Source organism: Dyella sp. (genome assembly GCF_035685885.1).
In the GTDB taxonomy this organism is placed as follows: Bacteria; Pseudomonadota; Gammaproteobacteria; order Xanthomonadales; family Rhodanobacteraceae; genus Dyella.
This window is the reverse complement of sequence record NZ_DASRZX010000113.1, coordinates 86,455-101,921: the sequence shown is the minus strand read 5'-3', so window position 1 is coordinate 101,921 and position 15,467 is coordinate 86,455. Positions and strand designations below refer to the sequence as shown.

At 62.2% G+C, this 15,467-nt stretch carries 28 protein-coding genes and 1 pseudogene; all 29 read left to right on the top strand.

Features of this window, described 5'->3' with window-relative positions; genetic code table 11:
* A pseudogene (tuf, locus tag VFG49_RS13705) lies at window positions 1-140 on the top strand (elongation factor Tu); the annotation flags it as partial.
* Window positions 141-607: 467 nt separating this feature from the next.
* Window positions 608-919 carry a 30S ribosomal protein S10 gene (gene rpsJ / locus VFG49_RS13700; RefSeq protein WP_017461875.1) on the top strand — a complete coding sequence of 104 codons (312 nt, stop codon included), beginning with the start codon at window positions 608-610 and terminating at the stop codon, window positions 917-919.
* A 20-nt stretch (window positions 920-939) separates the two neighbouring features.
* Complete coding sequence (gene rplC, locus VFG49_RS13695; protein WP_109126895.1) at window positions 940-1,581, top strand: 50S ribosomal protein L3; 642 nt, start codon at window positions 940-942, stop codon at window positions 1,579-1,581.
* An 11-nt stretch (window positions 1,582-1,592) separates the two neighbouring features.
* Window positions 1,593-2,195, top strand: coding sequence for a 50S ribosomal protein L4 (gene rplD / locus VFG49_RS13690; protein ID WP_324861395.1), 603 nt, complete (start codon window positions 1,593-1,595; stop codon window positions 2,193-2,195).
* Window positions 2,192-2,485, top strand: a complete 294-nt coding sequence (rplW, locus tag VFG49_RS13685; protein WP_019464896.1) for a 50S ribosomal protein L23 — start codon at window positions 2,192-2,194, stop codon at window positions 2,483-2,485. The genes rplD and rplW overlap by 4 nt, the downstream gene beginning before the upstream one ends.
* Window positions 2,486-2,503: 18 nt before the next feature.
* Entirely contained in the window at window positions 2,504-3,325 is an 822-nt protein-coding gene (gene rplB, locus VFG49_RS13680) for a 50S ribosomal protein L2 (RefSeq protein WP_324861393.1), read from the top strand.
* A 12-nt stretch (window positions 3,326-3,337) separates the two neighbouring features.
* A complete protein-coding gene (rpsS, locus tag VFG49_RS13675) occupies window positions 3,338-3,610 on the top strand; it encodes a 30S ribosomal protein S19 (RefSeq protein WP_017461870.1) in 273 nt (90 codons plus the stop codon).
* Entirely contained in the window at window positions 3,610-3,945 is a 336-nt protein-coding gene (gene rplV, locus VFG49_RS13670) for a 50S ribosomal protein L22 (RefSeq protein ID WP_019464894.1), read from the top strand. The genes rpsS and rplV overlap by 1 nt, the downstream gene beginning before the upstream one ends.
* Window positions 3,946-3,960: 15 nt before the next feature.
* A complete protein-coding gene (gene rpsC, locus VFG49_RS13665) occupies window positions 3,961-4,710 on the top strand; it encodes a 30S ribosomal protein S3 (protein WP_324861389.1) in 750 nt (249 codons plus the stop codon).
* An 11-nt stretch (window positions 4,711-4,721) separates the two neighbouring features.
* Complete coding sequence (gene rplP / locus VFG49_RS13660; RefSeq protein ID WP_114239850.1) at window positions 4,722-5,135, top strand: 50S ribosomal protein L16; 414 nt, start codon at window positions 4,722-4,724, stop codon at window positions 5,133-5,135.
* Window positions 5,135-5,320 carry a 50S ribosomal protein L29 gene (gene rpmC, locus VFG49_RS13655; protein WP_019464891.1) on the top strand — a complete coding sequence of 62 codons (186 nt, stop codon included), beginning with the start codon at window positions 5,135-5,137 and terminating at the stop codon, window positions 5,318-5,320. The genes rplP and rpmC overlap by 1 nt, the downstream gene beginning before the upstream one ends.
* A gap of 12 nt (window positions 5,321-5,332) precedes the next feature.
* A complete protein-coding gene (rpsQ, locus tag VFG49_RS13650; protein ID WP_324861385.1) occupies window positions 5,333-5,593 on the top strand; it encodes a 30S ribosomal protein S17 in 261 nt (86 codons plus the stop codon).
* A 14-nt stretch (window positions 5,594-5,607) separates the two neighbouring features.
* Window positions 5,608-5,976 (top strand): 50S ribosomal protein L14, encoded by a 369-nt coding sequence (rplN, locus tag VFG49_RS13645; RefSeq protein ID WP_266183056.1) that lies wholly within the window; start codon window positions 5,608-5,610, stop codon window positions 5,974-5,976.
* 14 nt (window positions 5,977-5,990) lie between these two features.
* Entirely contained in the window at window positions 5,991-6,305 is a 315-nt protein-coding gene (rplX, locus tag VFG49_RS13640; protein WP_019464889.1) for a 50S ribosomal protein L24, read from the top strand.
* Window positions 6,306-6,317: 12 nt separating this feature from the next.
* Window positions 6,318-6,860 carry a 50S ribosomal protein L5 gene (gene rplE, locus VFG49_RS13635; protein WP_324861381.1) on the top strand — a complete coding sequence of 181 codons (543 nt, stop codon included), beginning with the start codon at window positions 6,318-6,320 and terminating at the stop codon, window positions 6,858-6,860.
* A gap of 18 nt (window positions 6,861-6,878) precedes the next feature.
* Window positions 6,879-7,184, top strand: coding sequence for a 30S ribosomal protein S14 (gene rpsN / locus VFG49_RS13630; RefSeq protein ID WP_038620418.1), 306 nt, complete (start codon window positions 6,879-6,881; stop codon window positions 7,182-7,184).
* A gap of 224 nt (window positions 7,185-7,408) precedes the next feature.
* Window positions 7,409-7,804 carry a 30S ribosomal protein S8 gene (rpsH, locus tag VFG49_RS13625; RefSeq protein ID WP_324861378.1) on the top strand — a complete coding sequence of 132 codons (396 nt, stop codon included), beginning with the start codon at window positions 7,409-7,411 and terminating at the stop codon, window positions 7,802-7,804.
* A 10-nt stretch (window positions 7,805-7,814) separates the two neighbouring features.
* Entirely contained in the window at window positions 7,815-8,342 is a 528-nt protein-coding gene (rplF, locus tag VFG49_RS13620; protein ID WP_324861376.1) for a 50S ribosomal protein L6, read from the top strand.
* A gap of 29 nt (window positions 8,343-8,371) precedes the next feature.
* The gene (rplR, locus tag VFG49_RS13615) at window positions 8,372-8,725 is read left to right on the top strand and encodes a 50S ribosomal protein L18 (RefSeq protein ID WP_324861374.1); all 354 of its coding nucleotides are present in this window, start codon (window positions 8,372-8,374) and stop codon (window positions 8,723-8,725) included.
* A gap of 118 nt (window positions 8,726-8,843) precedes the next feature.
* A complete protein-coding gene (gene rpsE, locus VFG49_RS13610) occupies window positions 8,844-9,353 on the top strand; it encodes a 30S ribosomal protein S5 (RefSeq protein WP_324861372.1) in 510 nt (169 codons plus the stop codon).
* Complete coding sequence (rpmD, locus tag VFG49_RS13605) at window positions 9,346-9,543, top strand: 50S ribosomal protein L30 (protein ID WP_046972898.1); 198 nt, start codon at window positions 9,346-9,348, stop codon at window positions 9,541-9,543. Before rpsE ends, rpmD begins: the two co-directional genes overlap by 8 nt.
* On the top strand, window positions 9,543-9,980 hold the full coding sequence (gene rplO, locus VFG49_RS13600) for a 50S ribosomal protein L15 (RefSeq protein ID WP_199045596.1): 438 nt from the start codon (window positions 9,543-9,545) through the stop codon (window positions 9,978-9,980). Before rpmD ends, rplO begins: the two co-directional genes overlap by 1 nt.
* Before the next feature lie 5 nt (window positions 9,981-9,985).
* On the top strand, window positions 9,986-11,311 hold the full coding sequence (secY, locus tag VFG49_RS13595) for a preprotein translocase subunit SecY (RefSeq protein ID WP_324861368.1): 1,326 nt from the start codon (window positions 9,986-9,988) through the stop codon (window positions 11,309-11,311).
* Between the two features lie 137 nt (window positions 11,312-11,448).
* Complete coding sequence (gene rpsM, locus VFG49_RS13590; protein ID WP_019464879.1) at window positions 11,449-11,805, top strand: 30S ribosomal protein S13; 357 nt, start codon at window positions 11,449-11,451, stop codon at window positions 11,803-11,805.
* A gap of 12 nt (window positions 11,806-11,817) precedes the next feature.
* Window positions 11,818-12,204, top strand: a complete 387-nt coding sequence (gene rpsK / locus VFG49_RS13585; RefSeq protein ID WP_007513384.1) for a 30S ribosomal protein S11 — start codon at window positions 11,818-11,820, stop codon at window positions 12,202-12,204.
* Between the two features lie 11 nt (window positions 12,205-12,215).
* Complete coding sequence (rpsD, locus tag VFG49_RS13580; RefSeq protein ID WP_324861358.1) at window positions 12,216-12,842, top strand: 30S ribosomal protein S4; 627 nt, start codon at window positions 12,216-12,218, stop codon at window positions 12,840-12,842.
* 16 nt (window positions 12,843-12,858) lie between these two features.
* A complete protein-coding gene (locus VFG49_RS13575; protein ID WP_114825381.1) occupies window positions 12,859-13,857 on the top strand; it encodes a DNA-directed RNA polymerase subunit alpha in 999 nt (332 codons plus the stop codon).
* A gap of 304 nt (window positions 13,858-14,161) precedes the next feature.
* Window positions 14,162-14,545 (top strand): 50S ribosomal protein L17, encoded by a 384-nt coding sequence (gene rplQ, locus VFG49_RS13570; RefSeq protein WP_324861354.1) that lies wholly within the window; start codon window positions 14,162-14,164, stop codon window positions 14,543-14,545.
* A gap of 424 nt (window positions 14,546-14,969) precedes the next feature.
* Entirely contained in the window at window positions 14,970-15,467 is a 498-nt protein-coding gene (locus VFG49_RS13565; RefSeq protein WP_324861352.1) for a disulfide bond formation protein B, read from the top strand.

The following is a 15,467-nucleotide window of genomic DNA, read 5'->3' as shown; positions in this document are numbered from 1 at the left end:
AGATGGTGATGCCGGGCGACAACGTGAAGATGGTGGTCAGCCTGATCCACCCGATCGCCATGGACGAAGGCCTGCGCTTCGCGATCCGCGAAGGCGGCCGCACCGTCGGCGCCGGCGTGGTGGCCAAGGTCATCAAGTAAGTGGCAAAGTCGCCGCCTTCGGGCGGCGACTGTCTTGGATGGAGCGGCCGTAACGGCTCTCCTCCAGGCATGTTCAGTTGGAGGACGGCTTTTGCACTTCCCTCTGACGGAACTTTAGGTTATAGTGTTGAACTTGCCTGTCGCCGCGCCTATGGCTCGGACGACCTTACAGCGAAATGAGGCGCAGGAAGTGCTTCGAGTTCGCTGGCCGGGATGGCCAATACGCAAGAGAGGGCTTGGGCAACGAAGCGTGACGCTTTGTTGACCGGGCCATTTCGCGCGTTTTATGCTTTTCCGTCTTGGCGGGCCCATTTAGGGTCTGCCTAGTCTTTTAGGGTCAATCAAGCGGCATCTAGTCGCTCGCCGAGATTGACTTGCGGTACCAAGCGACAAATAGGGTTGTGCGGGTAGGCGAGAAGCCTGCTCGGTTCACAGTTTTTGTTCTTTCGATAAACAGGACACGGTTTATGGCGAACCAAAAGATTCGCATTCGGCTCAAAGCGTACGATCATCGTCTGATCGACCGTTCGGCCAGCGAAATCGTCGAGACGGCCAAGCGCACTGGCGCTACGGTTCTCGGCCCGATTCCGCTCCCGACGAAGATCGAGCGTTACACCATTCTGGTGTCGCCGCACGTCGACAAAGATGCCCGCGACCAGTACGAGACCCGTACGCACAAGCGCGTGCTCGACATCGTCGACCCCAACGACAAGACCGTGGACGCGCTCATGAAGCTTGATCTCGCCGCTGGCGTTGACGTTCAGATCAAGCTCGGTTGAGCGATAAACAGGATACGAAGATGAGTATCGGACTGGTTGGCCGCAAGTGCGGCATGAGCCGACTCTTCACTGAAGATGGACGCTCGATTCCGGTGACGCTGATTGAAGCCACCCCGAATCGCGTCACCCAGCTGAAGACGGAAGATAACGATGGTTACAGCGCTGTGCAGGTCGCAGCCGGCGTCAAGCGCGCCAGCCTGCTGACGCAGCCGCTGAAGGGTCACTACGCCAAGGCGAAGGTTGAGCCGGGTCGTGGTCTGTGGGAGTTCCGCGTGTCTGCCGATGACCTCGGCAAGTACAGCGTGGGCGCCGAGATCAAGGCCGACGACGTGTTCCAGGTGGGTCAGATCGTTGACGTCGCCGGCGTGTCGAAGGGCAAGGGCTTCCAGGGCACCATCAAGCGTCACAACTTCACCATGGGCGACGCGACCCACGGTAACTCGCTGTCGCATCGCGCACCGGGTTCTATCGGTCAGCGCCAGACCCCGGGTCGTGTGTTCCCGGGCAAGAAGATGTCGGGCCACATGGGTGCGGTGAACCGCACGCAGCAGGGCCTGGAAGTGGTCAAGGTCGACGCCGAGCGTCATCTGATCGCGGTGAAGGGCGCGGTGCCGGGTGCTACCGGCGGCGACGTCGTCATCCGTCCGACGACCAAGGGCTGAGGAGAGACGCCATGGAACTCAATGTTATTGGCGCCAAGCCGCTCAACGTGTCGGACGAAGTGTTCGGCGGTGAGCTCAAGCAGGCCCTGATCCACCAGGTCGTCGTTGCCTATCAGGCCGGCGGTCGTGCAGGTACCCAGTCGCAGCTGTCGCGCGGCGAGATGTCCGGTACCACCAAGAAGTTTAAGAAGCAGAAGGGCGGCGGCGCCCGTCACGGTGACTACCGTGCCCCGATCTTTGTCGGTGGTGGCCGCACGTTTGCTGCCAAGCCGCGTAGCTACGAGCAGAAGGTCAACCGCAAGTCGTATCGCGTTGCCATCCGCTCCATCCTGTCGGAGCTGATCCGCCAGGACCGCCTGAAGGTGGTCGAGAGCTTCGGCATCGACACCCCGAAGACCAAGGCGATGGTTGCCAAGCTGGCCGAGCTGCAGGTTTCCGGCCGCGTGCTGCTGGTGTCGGAAGATGCCAACGAGGCGACCTTCCTGGCTGCGCGCAACATCCCGTACATCCACGTGGTGGACGTGCTGGCGCTGAACCCGGTCAGCCTGGTCGGTTCGGACCACATCGTCATGACCGTCGATGCGGTGAAGAAGATCGAGGAGTGGCTGGCATGAGCAACGAACGCATTCTGAATACGCTGCGTGCGCCGCACATCTCGGAAAAGGCCGCGCGCCTGGCCGAGAAGAACCAGTACGTATTCGTGGTTGCCCCCGAGGCAACCAAGGCCGATGTCCGCGCTGCGGTGGAACAGATGTTCGACGTCAAGGTCGAGCAGGTGAACCTCGTCAACGCCAAGGGCAAGGTCAAGTCCTTCCGTTTCCGCGCTGGCAGCCGCCAGGGCAAGCGCAAGGCCTACGTTCGCCTCGCCGATGGTCAGACCATCGACGTGTCGTCCAAGGCCTGAGCCAGGAGTTGAATTGAGATGGCACTGATCACTCATAAGCCGACCTCCCCCGGCCGTCGCGACGCAGTCAGCGTCCGCACCGAGGGCCTTCACAAGGGCGCGCCGTACGCGGCGTTGACCGAAGCGAAGACCAAGAATGGCGGTCGCAATAACTACGGTCGTATCACTGTTCGCCACCAGGGTGGTGGTCACAAGCAGCGTTACCGCATCATCGACTTCAAGCGCGACAAGGAAGGCATCGTCGCCCAGGTCGAGCGCATTGAATACGATCCGAACCGCACCGCGCATATCGCACTGCTGTGCTATGCCGACGGCGAGCGTCGTTACATCATCGCGCCGAAGGGTGTGCAGGCCGGCGATCGTCTGGTCTCGGGCAGCGACGCGCCGATCAAGGCTGGCAACAGCCTGCCGCTGCGCAGCATCCCGGTGGGTAGCACCATCCACTGCATCGAGATGCGTCCGGGCAAGGGTGCGCAGATCGCGCGTTCCGCCGGTGCTTCGGTTCAGCTGGTGGCTCGCGAATCGGGCTACGCCACGCTGCGTCTTCGCTCCGGCGAAATGCGCCGCGTGCCGGTCGATTGCCGCGCCACCATCGGTGAAGTCGGCAACGGCGAGCACAGCCTGCGCAAGCTCGGCAAGGCCGGCGCGAAGCGCTGGTTGGGTATTCGTCCCACCGTTCGCGGTGTGGTGATGAACCCGGTCGACCATCCGCACGGCGGTGGTGAGGGCAAGACCTCTGGCGGTCGTCACCCGGTTTCTCCGTGGGGTACGCCGGCCAAGGGCTACAAGACGCGCTCCAACAAGCGCACCCAGCAGTTCATCGTGCGTCGTCGCAAGTAATAGGAAACGATCATGCCGCGCTCTCTAAAGAAAGGTCCGTTTGTCGACCTGCACCTCGTAAAGAAGGTGGAAGCCGCCGTTTCCGCCAACAACAAGCGTCCGATCAAGACCTGGTCGCGTCGCTCGATGATCCTGCCGGAAATGGTCGGCCTGACCATCGCCATCCACAACGGCCGTCAGCATGTCCCCGTGCTGGTCAACGAGAACATGGTCGGGCATAAGCTCGGCGAGTTCGCGGTGACCCGCACCTTCAAGGGCCATGGCGGCGACAAGAAGGGCAAGTGATGAGCACTGAAGCCAAAGCGATCCTGCGCAGCGCCCGCATTTCGGCGCAGAAGGCACGCCTGGTGGCTGACCTGGTCCGCGGCATGCCCGTGGGCCGAGCCAGCGACGTGCTCCAGTTCACCAACAAGAAGGCCGCAGCCATTGTTCGCAAGGTGCTGCTGTCGGCCGTCGCCAACGCCGAGAACAATCTCGGTGCTGACGTCGACGAGCTGAAGGTCTCGCGCATCTTCGTGGACGAAGGTCCGGCGATGAAGCGCATGTACGCCCGCGCCAAAGGCCGCGGTTCCCGCATCCTGAAGCGCACGAGCCACATCACTGTGGTCGTTGGCAACTGACTGAGGACGTAGACGATGGGTCATAAAGTTCATCCCACCGGTATCCGCCTCGGCATCGCCAAGGACTGGAACTCGAAGTGGTACGCCAACAAGGGCGAATACGCCCAGTACCTTGCGGCCGACCTGAAGGTCCGCGAGATGCTGCGCAAGAAGCTGGCCCAGGCCGGCATCTCCAAGATCCTCATCGAGCGCCCGGCCAAGACCGCGCGCGTGACGATCCACACCGCCCGTCCGGGCGTGGTGATCGGCAAGAAGGGCGAGGACATCGAGAAGCTGCGCAAGGAAGTCAGCGACATGATGGGCGTTCCGGCGCACATCAACGTCAGCGAAGTGCGCAAGCCCGAGCTGGACGCGCAGCTGGTTGCCGAGTCGATCGCACAGCAGCTGGAGCGTCGCATCATGTTCCGCCGCGCCATGAAGCGCTCGGTTGGCAATGCGATGCGCCTGGGCGCCCTGGGTATCAAGATCAATGTCTCTGGCCGTCTGAACGGCGCCGAGATTGCCCGTTCCGAATGGGCCCGTGAAGGTCGCGTGCCGCTGCATACGCTGCGTGCCGACATCGACTACGGCACCGCCGAGGCGAAGACCACCTACGGCATCATCGGCATCAAGGTGTGGATCTACAAGGGCGAGATCTTCGATCTCTCCCAGATCAACCAGGAGCCGAAGGAAGAGCAGTCCCAGCCGCGCCGTGAGGGTGGTGAGGGTCGTCGTGAATCGCGTCGCGAGGGCGGTGAAGGCCGTCGCGAGCGGACGGCGAAGTAAGGAGAGTTGCCATGCTGCAACCCAAGCGAACCAAATTCCGTAAGCAGTTCAAGGGCCGTAACGACGGTCTGGCCTTCTGCTCCAACCTCGTCAGCTTCGGCGAGTTTGGCCTGAAGGCAACCACGCACGGCGCGCTCACCGCACGTCAGATCGAAGCCGGTCGTCGTTGCATCACCCGCTTCGTGAAGCGCGGTGGCAAGCTGTGGATCCGCGTGTACCCGGACAAGCCCATCACCAAGAAGCCCATCGAAGTTCGAATGGGTGCCGGTAAGGGTGGCGTCGAATACTGGGTCGCTCCGATCCAGCCGGGCCGCATGCTTTATGAAATCGAGGGTATCGACGAAGCCACCGCACGCGAGGCGTTCCGCCTGGCCGCGGCCAAGCTCTCGGTCCAGACCCAATTCGTGACCCGGGCGGTGATGTGATGGCCATCAAAGATCTGACCAACAAGACGGCCGAAGAGCTGAACAAGCATTTGCTGGACCTGCGCAAGGAGCAGTTCAACCTGCGCATGCAGAAAGGCACCGGCCAGCTCAACCAGCCGCACCAGCTGCGCCGAGTTCGGCGCGACATCGCCCGCACGAAGTTCGTGCTCGGCGGCAAGAAGTAAGGGACGGCCGATATGAGCGACAACAAAAAGCAGACGCGCACCCTCGAGGGCCGCGTCATCAGCAACAAGATGGACAAGACCGTGACGGTCCTGATCGAGCGCCAGGAGCAGCATCCGCTGATCGGCAAGATCATCCGCCGTTCGACCAAGCTGCACGCGCAGAACGACCTGGGTGCCAACGAAGGCGACCTGGTCCGCATCGCGGAATGCCGTCCTCTGTCCAAGACCAAGCATCACCGCGTGGTCGAAATCATCACGCGCGCTAACGTCTAAGGGAGGGTGCAGACATGATTCAGATGCAAAGCACGCTTTCCGCGGCCGACAACAGCGGTGCCCGTGAACTGATGTGCATCAAGGTGCTCGGCGGCTCCAAGCGCCGTTACGCCGGTATCGGTGACGTAATCAAGGTCACCGTGAAGGATGCCATTCCCCGCGGCAAGGTAAAGAAGGGTGAGGTGTACAACGCCGTGGTGGTTCGTACCGCCAAGGGTGTGCGCCGTCCCGATGGCTCGCTGATCCGTTTCGACGGCAATGCAGCGGTGCTCCTCAACAACAAGCTCGAGCCGATCGGCACCCGTATTTTCGGGCCGGTCACCCGCGAGCTGCGCAGCGAGAAGTTCATGAAGATCGTCTCGCTCGCGCCCGAAGTGCTCTGAGCGGAGACCAGACCATGAACCGTATCCGCAAGGGTGATCAGGTCCTCGTGATCACCGGCAAAAACAAGGGTCAGCGCGGCGACGTGCTGCGCGTTGATGGCGACCGCGTGTTCGTCTCCAACGTGAACCTGGTCAAGCGTCACACCAAGCCGAACCCCCAGGCCAACCAGGCTGGTGGCATCGTCGAGCGTGAGGCTTCGATCCACATCTCCAACGTCCAGCTGTTCAACTCCGCCACGGGCAAGGGTGAACGCGTTGGCGCCAAGACGCTCTCCGATGGGCGTAAGGTGCGCGTGTTCAAGTCCAACGGCGAAGTTGTGGACGCGTAAGGAATCAATGTTATGACGACGCGTCTCGAAACGTTTTACAAAGACCAGGTAATGAAGAAGCTCACCGAGCGCTTCGGTTACCAGAACGTGATGCAGGTTCCCCGCATCACCAAGATCACGCTGAACATGGGCGTGGGCGAAGCGGCGGGCAACAAGAAAGTGCTCGAAAACGCCGTGGCCGACATGGCCAAGATCTCCGGCCAGAAGCCGATCCAGACCAAGGCCCGCGTGTCGGTGGCCTCGTTCAAGATCCGCGACGGCTGGCCGATCGGCTGCAAGGTCACTCTGCGCCGCGCGCAGATGTGGGAATTCCTGGATCGCCTGATCAACATCTCGCTGCCGCGTACGCGCGACTTCCGTGGTGTGTCGGGTCGCGCCTTTGACGGCCGTGGTAACTACAACTTCGGCATCAAGGAACAGATCATCTTCCCGGAAATCGACTTCGACGCCGTCGACGCGATGCGTGGCATGGATATCTCCATCACCACCACCGCCAAGAGTGACGAAGAAGCCAAGGCGCTGCTGGAAGCTTTCAGCTTCCCGTTCCGTAACTAAGAGAGTCGCGAGAGACACATGGCCAAGACCTCGATGGTTAACCGCGACCTCAAGCGGACCAAGCTCGTCAAGAAGTACGCCGCCAAGCGCGCCGAACTGAAGGCGATTGTGCTGAGCCCCACCGCCTCCTACGAGGAGAAGATGGACGCTCAGGCCAAGCTGCAGAAGCAGCCGCGTGATGCCAGCCCGGCTCGCCAGCGTACTCGCTGCGCCCTGACTGGTCGTCCGCGTGCCGTTTACCAGAAGTTCGGCCTCGGCCGTAACAAGCTGCGCGAAGCCACCATGCGTGGCGACGTTCCTGGCCTGCGCAAGGCCAGCTGGTAAGACCCCAAACAGGACGGGGCAGGGCGTAAGGTCCAGCTTCGTTCCGATGCGGCGGCAGGCTCATACCTGCTGCCGTTGGCGCGACTACGCGCCGTTATTCGCAAAGTCGGAAAAATGCTGCTATAGTCGACGGTCTGCGTTCCCGCAGGTCGACGCTTGTCGGCATACAACTCAAAACAGATTTCCGGTTTTTCGGATATCGGTGCACTCTGAAGGATGTTTTCATGAGCATGACTGATCCCATCGCCGATCTGTTTACGCGCATCCGCAATGCCCAGCTCACGGGCAAGCAGGCCGTAAACATGCCGTCGTCGAAGCTGAAGGTGGCCATCGCCAACCTTCTCAAGAATGAGGGCTACATCCTCGACGCCAAGGCCTCCACTGCGGAAGGCAAGCCGGTGCTCGAGATCAAGCTCAAGTATTTCGAAGGCCGTCCGGCCATTGAAACCATTACCCGTGTCAGCCGCTCCGGCCTCCGCGTCTACCGCGGCAAGGACGAGCTGCCGAAGGTCCTCGGTGGCCTGGGTATCTCGATCATCTCGACTTCCGCCGGTTTGCTGACCGACGCGCAGGCCCGTGCCAAGGGTCTGGGCGGCGAAGTCATCGGCCAGGTCGCATAAGGAGTCGACGATGTCCCGCGTTGCCAAAAAGCCGATTACCCTGCCGAAGGGCGTTGAGATGACCTCGAACGCCAATGGCATCACCGTCAAGGGCCCCAAGGGCACCCTGGCGACCCACGTCCTCCCGGGCGCTTCCGTTTCCGTCGACAACGGCGTGGCGAACATCGCCGTGGCCGAAGGTGCCGATGCCAAGTTTGGTGGCACGCTGCGTGCGCTGCTGGCCAACATGGTCAAGGGCGTCTCCGACGGCTACGAGCGCAAGCTTGAGCTGGTTGGCGTGGGCTACCGCGCATCGATGGGCGGCAAGTCGCTGAACATCGCTCTGGGCTTCTCGCATCCGGTCGTGTTCGACGCGCCGGAAGGCATCACCATCGAAACCCCGTCGCAGACCGAAATCCTGATCAAGGGTACGGACAAGCAGCGCGTGGGCGAAGTGGCCGCCAAGATCCGTGCGATCCGTCCGCCGGAGCCGTACAAGGGCAAGGGCGTCCGCTACTCGGGCGAGAAGATCACCCTGAAGGAAGCCAAGAAGGCCTAAAGGCCTATCCGCTTCCTGGAGAGAACACGATGAACAAGAACGAATCCCGCCTGCGTCGCGCCAAGTCCACCCGCTCGCACATCCGCAAGCTCGCCGTGGCTCGCCTGTCGGTGCATCGCACCGGGCAGCACCTGTACGCTCAGGTGTTTGCCGCCGATGGCCAGAACGTGGTGGCCGCCGCGTCGACCGTGCAGAAGTCGGTTGCCGAGGGCCTGAAGGGCACCAAGAACCTCACTGCGGCTGCCGCTGTCGGTAAGGCTGTGGCTGAGCGTGCGCTTGCCGCAGGCATCGAGTCTGTGGCGTTCGATCGCTCGGGCTTCCGGTACCACGGTCGCATCAAGGCGCTGGCCGATGCGGCCCGCGAAGCCGGTCTGAAGTTCTAAGCCGGTCGGTTTCAGGTGCCGGAGGAATCCGGCACTTGAAGCCAGCAAGTAGTACCTACAACTCCAAGCGGCTCAGCCGCAAGCAAAGTCCCGGTTCGCCGGGCATACGGAAAAGAACATGTCTTCTAACGATCGCGAAAATTCAGACGGCCTGCTCGAAAAGCTGATTGCCGTCAACCGCGTGGCCAAGACCGTCAAGGGTGGCCGCCAGATGAGTTTCACCGCGCTGACCGTGGTCGGCGACGGCGAAGGCCGCGTGGGTTTTGGTTATGGCAAGGCGCGTGAAGTGCCGGTCGCCATCTCCAAGGCCATGGAGCGCGCCCGTCGTCAAATGGTGACCATCGATCTGAACAACGGCACTCTGTGGTACGCCATCAAGGCCAACCACGGCGCGGCTCGTGTGTTCATGCAGCCTGCTTCCGAAGGTACCGGCGTGATCGCCGGCGGCGCCATGCGCGCTGTGCTCGAAGTGGTTGGCGTGAAGAACGTGCTGGCCAAGGCCGTCGGTTCGCGCAACCCGATCAACTTGGTGCGTGCAACCATCAAGGGCCTGCAGGCCGTTGCCTCGCCGAAGCAGATCGCTGCCAAGCGTGGCAAGACGCTGGAAGAGGTGCTGGGCAATGGCTAAGAACAACGAAACCGCCGCCACCGTGCGCGTGCGCCTGGTCAAGGGCCTGCGCGGTGTGCAGAGCCGCCATCGCCTGAGCGTGAAGGCGCTCGGCCTGAGCAAGCTCAATGACGTCCGTGAATTGAAGGACAGCCCGCAGGTTCGCGGCCTGATCAACACGGTCTATTACCTCGTGCGGGTTGAGGAGTAATCACCATGCGTCTTAACGACATCAAGCCGGCCGCCGGTTCCCGCAAGACCCGCCTTCGCGTGGGTCGCGGTATCGGTTCGGGCCTGGGCAAGACCGCCGGTCGCGGTCACAAGGGTCAGCACGCTCGCGCGGGCGGCACCCACAAGTACGGTTTCGAAGGCGGTCAGATGCCGCTGCAGCGTCGCCTGCCGAAGGTTGGCTTCCGTTCGCTGAAGAAGAAAGAAAGCCAGGAAGTGTTCCTGTATCAGCTGGCCACGCTCAAGGCTGACGTGATCGACACGATCGCGCTGCACCAGGCCGGTCTGATCGACAGCCACGCCAAGAAGGTCAAGGTTGTCCTCAAGGGCGAGATCGGCCGCGCCGTGAAGCTCTCGGGCGTGCTGGCTACGGCCGGCGCCAAGGCAGCGATCGAAGCTGCCGGCGGCAGCGTGGAGTAATCGAAGTGGCGTCAGCCCAGGGCACATCGCTCGGATCGCTCGGCAAGCTGACGGAACTGCGTCAGCGCATCTTCTTCGTGATTGGTGCGCTGATCGTCTTCCGTCTTGGTTCCTTCATCCCGGTTCCGGGCGTCAACCCGGAAGCCATGACGAACCTGATCGAGCAGGGCGGCGGCCTGATGAACATGTTCAACATGTTCTCGGGTGGCTCGCTGGCACGTTTCTCGGTGTTCGCGCTCGGCGTGGTGCCGTACATCTCTGCATCGATCGTGGTGCAGATGATGGGTTCGGTGATCCCGAGCCTGCAGGCGCTGCGCAAGGAAGGTGAGTCTGGTCGTCGCAAGATGACCACTTACACGCGCTTCGGCACGGTGGGTCTGGCTGCCTTCCAGGCGTTCGGTATCGCGGTGGCCTTGCAGAAGCAGGTCGCCTTGGGCGGAGCACCGGTGGTGTACACCCCGGGCGCCGGTTTCATCATGGCGTCGATCGTCGGCCTCACGGCTGGCACGATGTTCCTGATGTGGCTGGGCGAGCAGATCACCGAGCGCGGCATCGGCAACGGTATTTCGCTGCTGATCTTCGCGGGTATCGTCGCCGGTCTGCCGGGCGCCGTCGCGCATACGCTGACCATGGCCAGCAATGGCGAGCTTTCCGTGATCAAGATGATCATGGTGGTAGGCCTGATCCTCGCGGTAACGGCGTTCGTAGTGTTCATGGAGCGCGCCCAGCGGCGCATCACCGTGAATTACGCGCGGCGTTCCGGCGGGCAGCGGGCCTACATGAACCAGACGTCGCACTTGCCGCTGAAGATCAACATGTCGGGCGTGATCCCGCCGATCTTCGCGTCGAGCCTGCTGATGTTCCCGGCCACCGCAGCAACGTGGTTCGGCCAGGGTCATCAGTCGCGCTGGCTGACCGAGCTGACCCAGGCACTGACCCCGGGTGAGCCCTTGTATGACATCGTCTTCGCGGTGCTGGTGATCACGTTCGCCTTCTTCTATACGGCGATCGTGTTCAACTCCCAGGAGACGGCGGACAACCTCAAGCGCTCCGGCGCCTTGATTCCGGGTATCCGCCCTGGCCGTTCGACGGCTGATTACATCGATAACGTGATGACCCGTCTGACCGGTGTCGGCGCCCTCTACCTGGTGCTGGTCTGTCTGGTTCCCTCGTTTATGCAAAAGGCGTGGCACGTCCCGTTCTACTTCGGCGGCACCTCTCTGCTGATCGTGGTGGTTGTGGTGATGGATTTCACTGCCCAGGTGCAGGCGCACTTGGTCAGTCACCAGTACGAAAGTCTGCTCAAGAAGGCCAACCTCCGCCGCAACTGATGGCTGCTGGGGTGGTAGGAAGTTGGTCCGGATCGGAGGGCAGCGGCACCCCTGGTGCCGCAGGGCTTTCCTGTTGGGTTATTTACAGTTAGAATTGCGCGTTTACCGCGCACGAAACGCATCGGAGAAAGTACATCATGGCGCGCATCGCGGGTGTCAATTTGCCGGTCCAGAAGCATGTCTGGGTTGGCCTGCAGAGCATTTACGGGATCGGCCGCAGCCGGGCCAAGAAGGTCTGCGCGGACGCAGGCGTGGTTCCCACCACGCAGATCAAGTCCCTGAGTGAAGGTGAAGTTGAAAAGCTTCGCCACGAAATCGGTAAGTACGTCGTCGAAGGTGATCTGCGCCGTGAGGTGGGTATCGCCATCAAGCGTCTGATGGATCTGGGTTGCTACCGCGGCCTGCGTCATCGCCGTGGCCTGCCGGTGCGCGGCCAGCGCACGCGTACCAACGCACGCACCCGCAAGGGTCCGCGTCGCGCCATCAAGAAGTAACGGATTCCGAACATGGCTAAGCCTGTCAAGACCAAGAAGAAGATCAAGCGCGTTGTCACGGATGCCGTGGCTCACGTGCAAGCCTCCTTCAACAACACCATCGTCACCATCACCGATCGCCAGGGCAATGCCCTGTCGTGGGCGACTGCCGGCGGCGCGGGTTTCCGCGGTTCGCGCAAGTCGACCCCGTTCGCTGCCCAGGTGGCCGCCGAAAAGGCCGGCCGCGCTGCTGGCGACTACGGCGTGAAGACCGTGGAAGTCCGCATCAAGGGCCCGGGCCCGGGCCGCGAGTCGGCCGTGCGTTCGCTGAACGCACTCGGCTACAAGGTCCTCAACATCATCGACGTCACGCCGATTCCGCACAACGGCTGCCGTCCCCCCAAGAAGCGTCGAGTCTAAGGAGCATACCCATGGCCCGTTATCGTGGAGCTACCTGCAAACTCGCCCGTCGTGAGGGTGCAGATCTCAGCCTGAAGAGCCCGGCGCGTGCGCTTGACTCGAAGTGCAAGCTGGAAAACAAGCCCGGCCAGCATGGCGCCAACAAGCGCATGCGCATGTCCGACTACGCCAACCAGCTGCGCGAAAAGCAGAAGGTCAAGCGTATCTACGGCGTGCTCGAGCGTCAGTTCAGCAACTACTACACCAAGGCGTCGACCCTCAAGGGCAACACCGGTGAGAACCTGCTGCGCCTGCTCGAAAGCCGTCTGGACAACGTCGTCTACCGCATGGGTTTTGCGGTCACCCGCGCCCAGGCCCGTCAGCTGGTCAGCCACAAGGCTGTGCTGGTCAACGGCAAGAAGGTGAACATTCCGTCGTACCAGGTCCGTTCGGGCGACGTGGTTGCCCTTACGGAGCGCGCTCGCGCTCAGCTGCGCGTGCAGGAAGCGGCGACCGTGTTCGACACCATGGACCTGCGTCCGCAGTGGGTCGAAGTCGACAGCAAGAAGTTCGAAGGTACGTTCAAGGCGATGCCGGACCGCGGCGACCTGCCGACCGACATCAACGAGAGCCTGATCGTCGAGCTCTACTCGAAGTAATCAACCGGAGCCCTGCATGGCAGTTTCGTCAACTAGCGTGCTGCGGCCTCGCGGCCTCAGCGTCGAGCAGCTCGGTGCCAACCGTGCCAAGGTGGTGGTGGAGCCGCTCGAGCGTGGCTTCGGCCACACTCTGGGCAACGCGCTGCGTCGCGTGCTGCTCTCCTCGATCCCTGGCTCAGCCATCGTCGAGGTGGAAATTGATGGCGTGCTGCACGAGTACACCACCCTTGAGGGTCTGCAGGAGGACGTGATCGAAGTCCTGCTGAACCTCAAGGACGTGGCGATTCGCCAGCACACGGGTGATGAAGTCACCCTGACCTTGTCCAAGAAGGGCAAGGGCGTGGTCACGGCCGGCGACATCGTTGTCGACCACTCGGTGGAAATCATCAACCCCGAGCACGTGATCTGCCACCTGACCAAGGACATCGCCCTCAACATGCGCCTGAAGGTGCGTCGTGGCGTCGGCTACCAGCCGGCCAGCGCGCGCCAGCATCCGGATGATGAAGCGCGTCCGATCGGTCGCCTGCAGCTCGACGCGTCGTTCGCGCCGGTGCTTCGCGTGGCCTACGAAGTTGACGCGGCTCGTGTCGAGCAGCGCACCAACCTCGACAAGCTCGTGCTGGACATCGAGACCAACGGTACCATCGGAGCGGAAGACGCGGTTCGCAAGGCCGCCGAAATCCTCAACGATCAGCTGTCGGTGTTTGGCGATTTCTCGCGTCGCGAGAGCGCCACGGACAAGGCAGAGAAGGGCGGTTTCGATCCGCTGCTGCTGCGTCCGATCGACGATCTGGAGCTCACCGTGCGTTCGGCCAACTGCCTGAAGGCCGAGAGCATCTACTACATCGGTGATCTGGTTCAGAAGACCGAAGTGGAGCTGCTCAAGACGCCAAACCTGGGCAAGAAGTCGCTGACCGAAATCAAGGACGTCCTTGGTGGTCGTGGCCTCGCCCTGGGCATGAAGCTCGAAAACTGGCCGCCGCCGGGCTTGTCGCACGGCATGCAGCTGGGATGATGTTTCAAGGCGACCGTTCGCGGTCGCCTGTTGTATCGGTAGTTGGCGGCATGCCTCGGTAGAGTCGCCAACTTCCAAAACGGCCCTTCGGGGCCGCAGGTTTTTCGGGCGATCGTCTTGGTCGCTTGGTATTGGCCGTCTGACGAGTGTGTTTCGCCTCGGATTTTGCAGACGCCTGAAACGGCCGCTCTGGCCGTCTTGCTCAACAAGAGCCCGTTTCACGAAGGGCTTCATCAGCGGGTAACCGCGGGAAGTCGGACCTAACCGCCGGCTTTTCATAACAACAGACATAGAGAGTATTGCCATGCGCCACCAGAAATCCGGTCGCAAGCTCAACCGCACGAGCAGCCACCGCGAAGCCATGTTCAAGAACATGGCGTCGTCGCTGTTCAAGCACGAGCTGATCCGCACCACCCTTCCCAAGGCGAAGGAACTCCGTCGCGTTGCCGAGCCGCTCATCACGCTCGCCAAGGCCGATGGCGTCGCCAATCGTCGTCTCGCTTTCGCACGTCTGCGCGACAAGGAAGCGGTGGGCAAGCTGTTCATCGAGCTGGGCCCCCGTTACCGCGAGCGTCCCGGCGGTTACCTGCGTATCCTCAAGGCCGGCTTCCGCCCGGGCGACAACGCGCCGATGGCGTACGTCGAGCTGGTTGATCGCCCGCAGAAGGCCGAGGCCGCTGCCGAGTAATCGGTACCAGGCAAGCGTTTCGTGAAACCCCGGCAGGGTGACCTGCCGGGGTTTTTTGCGTTTCGGAGGGAGTGGGTTTGTGGCGTGTCGGCCTTCGTGTGGTGGGCTCGCGTGCAGGCCGGGCAGCGCCAGCGGAGTGGGGGCTCGGCTGTCCTGGAGCGACACTGGCGCCTACAGGCGGGGCCGTTTGTGTTGAGGCCTCATGTGGGGCGATTTGATTGCCCGAAACATCATCGCGATGTTTGGCGTGGCGGTCGCGCACTGGGTACGCTCCTGCAACAGGTCATGGCGAAGTTTGGAGCGCGCAGGCGAACGACGTGGAGCGCCAGGCGTGTCGATGGGGCAAGGCGGATAGTTCGGCAGGGCTGACAGAGTGGGGGCGAGCGGGTAATGTCCCGCTTTCGCAACGCAGCAAAGTCGAATCATGAATCCATTTCGCTGGTCGTACCGCACCACCTATCTCGTCGGCTTCTTCCTTTGTGCGGCCTTGCTGGGTTATGCGCTTTATGCGGAGCACGTGCTGGGCATGGTGCCGTGCCCTCTGTGCATCTTCCAGCGCATTGCCTTCATGGTGATGGGTGTGTTCTTCCTGCTCGGTGGCCTGCACGCCCCGCGCAGCGGCGCGCGTTGGGTGTATACCTCTGGCGTATTGCTCGGTGCGGCGGGTGGTATCGCCACGGCAGCGCGGCATCTGTGGTTGCAGACCTTGCCGGCGGATCAGGTCCCTGCCTGCGGGCCGAATCTCGGCTACATGATGGATACGTTCCCCTTCGCAAAGGTGCTAAAGATGGTATTCACGGGCTCGGGTGAGTGCGCCAAGATCGAGCCGGTATTTGGGCTTCCCATGCCCGCCTGGACGCTGCTGTGGTTTGTTCTTCTGGCGGTGTTCGCGCTCTGCGCCGCCTTGCGCAAGCGCGCTTGA

Bases quoted from the DNA above. Each gene is read 5' to 3' on its own strand.
- rpsJ (WP_017461875.1), top strand. From the start codon at position 608: ATGGCGAACCAAAAGATTCGCATTCGGCTCAAAGCGTACGATCATCGT.
- rplC (WP_109126895.1), top strand. From the start codon at position 940: ATGAGTATCGGACTGGTTGGCCGCAAGTGCGGCATGAGCCGACTCTTC.
- rplD (WP_324861395.1), top strand. From the start codon at position 1,593: ATGGAACTCAATGTTATTGGCGCCAAGCCGCTCAACGTGTCGGACGAA.
- rplW (WP_019464896.1), top strand. From the start codon at position 2,192: ATGAGCAACGAACGCATTCTGAATACGCTGCGTGCGCCGCACATCTCG.
- rplB (WP_324861393.1), top strand. From the start codon at position 2,504: ATGGCACTGATCACTCATAAGCCGACCTCCCCCGGCCGTCGCGACGCA.
- rpsS (WP_017461870.1), top strand. From the start codon at position 3,338: ATGCCGCGCTCTCTAAAGAAAGGTCCGTTTGTCGACCTGCACCTCGTA.
- rplV (WP_019464894.1), top strand. From the start codon at position 3,610: ATGAGCACTGAAGCCAAAGCGATCCTGCGCAGCGCCCGCATTTCGGCG.
- rpsC (WP_324861389.1), top strand. From the start codon at position 3,961: ATGGGTCATAAAGTTCATCCCACCGGTATCCGCCTCGGCATCGCCAAG.
- rplP (WP_114239850.1), top strand. From the start codon at position 4,722: ATGCTGCAACCCAAGCGAACCAAATTCCGTAAGCAGTTCAAGGGCCGT.
- rpmC (WP_019464891.1), top strand. From the start codon at position 5,135: ATGGCCATCAAAGATCTGACCAACAAGACGGCCGAAGAGCTGAACAAG.
- rpsQ (WP_324861385.1), top strand. From the start codon at position 5,333: ATGAGCGACAACAAAAAGCAGACGCGCACCCTCGAGGGCCGCGTCATC.
- rplN (WP_266183056.1), top strand. From the start codon at position 5,608: ATGATTCAGATGCAAAGCACGCTTTCCGCGGCCGACAACAGCGGTGCC.
- rplX (WP_019464889.1), top strand. From the start codon at position 5,991: ATGAACCGTATCCGCAAGGGTGATCAGGTCCTCGTGATCACCGGCAAA.
- rplE (WP_324861381.1), top strand. From the start codon at position 6,318: ATGACGACGCGTCTCGAAACGTTTTACAAAGACCAGGTAATGAAGAAG.
- rpsN (WP_038620418.1), top strand. From the start codon at position 6,879: ATGGCCAAGACCTCGATGGTTAACCGCGACCTCAAGCGGACCAAGCTC.
- rpsH (WP_324861378.1), top strand. From the start codon at position 7,409: ATGAGCATGACTGATCCCATCGCCGATCTGTTTACGCGCATCCGCAAT.
- rplF (WP_324861376.1), top strand. From the start codon at position 7,815: ATGTCCCGCGTTGCCAAAAAGCCGATTACCCTGCCGAAGGGCGTTGAG.
- rplR (WP_324861374.1), top strand. From the start codon at position 8,372: ATGAACAAGAACGAATCCCGCCTGCGTCGCGCCAAGTCCACCCGCTCG.
- rpsE (WP_324861372.1), top strand. From the start codon at position 8,844: ATGTCTTCTAACGATCGCGAAAATTCAGACGGCCTGCTCGAAAAGCTG.
- rpmD (WP_046972898.1), top strand. From the start codon at position 9,346: ATGGCTAAGAACAACGAAACCGCCGCCACCGTGCGCGTGCGCCTGGTC.
- rpsM (WP_019464879.1), top strand. From the start codon at position 11,449: ATGGCGCGCATCGCGGGTGTCAATTTGCCGGTCCAGAAGCATGTCTGG.
- rpsK (WP_007513384.1), top strand. From the start codon at position 11,818: ATGGCTAAGCCTGTCAAGACCAAGAAGAAGATCAAGCGCGTTGTCACG.
- rpsD (WP_324861358.1), top strand. From the start codon at position 12,216: ATGGCCCGTTATCGTGGAGCTACCTGCAAACTCGCCCGTCGTGAGGGT.
- VFG49_RS13575 (WP_114825381.1), top strand. From the start codon at position 12,859: ATGGCAGTTTCGTCAACTAGCGTGCTGCGGCCTCGCGGCCTCAGCGTC.
- rplQ (WP_324861354.1), top strand. From the start codon at position 14,162: ATGCGCCACCAGAAATCCGGTCGCAAGCTCAACCGCACGAGCAGCCAC.
- VFG49_RS13565 (WP_324861352.1), top strand. From the start codon at position 14,970: ATGAATCCATTTCGCTGGTCGTACCGCACCACCTATCTCGTCGGCTTC.